The sequence below is a fragment of the Pyramidobacter piscolens W5455 genome (assembly GCF_000177335.1).
Taxonomy (GTDB): domain Bacteria; phylum Synergistota; class Synergistia; order Synergistales; family Dethiosulfovibrionaceae; genus Pyramidobacter; species Pyramidobacter piscolens.
Genome location: NZ_ADFP01000018.1, coordinates 1 through 1,053, shown reverse-complemented (window position 1 = coordinate 1,053; position 1,053 = coordinate 1). Strand labels below are relative to the sequence as shown.

The 1,053-nt window shown below is 62.9% G+C and carries 1 protein-coding gene; it reads left to right on the top strand.

The window, feature by feature from the left end; translation table 11 throughout:
• Nucleotides 1-22: 22 nt before the first annotated feature.
• On the top strand, nt 23-1,053 hold a 1,031-nt coding region (locus tag HMPREF7215_RS01390; protein WP_009163784.1), incomplete at its 3' end, for a serine hydroxymethyltransferase.

The following is a 1,053-nucleotide window of genomic DNA, read 5'->3' as shown; positions in this document are numbered from 1 at the left end:
ATGAAAGGGCAGGTAGATATCAATGGACAAGAACAGCGACAAGTACATCCGGGACGTTGACGCCGAGATCGCCGACATCATCGTCGAAGAGTATCGGCGCCAGAACCGCCAGATCGAGCTGATCGCCTCCGAGAACTTCACCTCGCGCGCCGTCATGGCCGCCATGGGCTCCGTGCTCACCAACAAGTACGCCGAAGGCTACCCCGCCAAACGCTACTACGGCGGCTGTGAAGTCGTCGACAAGGCCGAGAACCTCGCCCGCGACCGCGCCAAACAGATCTTCGGCTGCGACCACGTCAACGTCCAGCCCCACGCCGGCAGCCAGGCCAACATGGCCGTCTACTTCTCCCAGCTCCAGCCCGGCGACACCATCCTGGCCATGAACCTCACCGACGGCGGACACCTCACCCACGGCTCCCCCGTCAACTTCTCCGGCAAACTCTACAATATCGTCCCCTACGGCGTCAGCCGCGAAACCGAGACCATCGACTTCGACCAGGTACGCGAACTTGCCCGCAAGCACCATCCCAAGATGATCGTCTGCGGCGCCAGCGCCTATCCCCGCATCATCGACGCGGCGAAATTCCGCGAGATCGCCGACGAAGTCGGCGCCCTCGTCATGTTCGACATCGCCCACATCGCCGGCCTCGTCGCCGCCGGAGTCCATCCCAACCCCGTGCCCTACTGCGACTTCGTCACCACCACCACCCACAAGACCCTGCGCGGCCCCCGTGGCGGCATGGTCATGTGCAAAGAACAGTACGCCAAAAAACTCGACTCCGCCATCTTCCCCGGCATGCAGGGCGGCCCCCTCATGCACATCATCGCCGCGAAAGCCGTCGCCTTCGCCGAGGCCCTCAAGCCCGAGTTCAAAGTCTACCAGCAGAACATCGTCAGCAACTGCAAGCACCTTGCCGAGAAGATGATGGAGAAAGGCTTCCGCCTCGTCTCCGGCGGCACCGACAACCACCTGATCCTCGTCGACCTGACCAGCAAAGGCGTGACCGGCAAACAGGCGCAGATCGCGCTCGACCAGGCCGGCATCACCGTCAA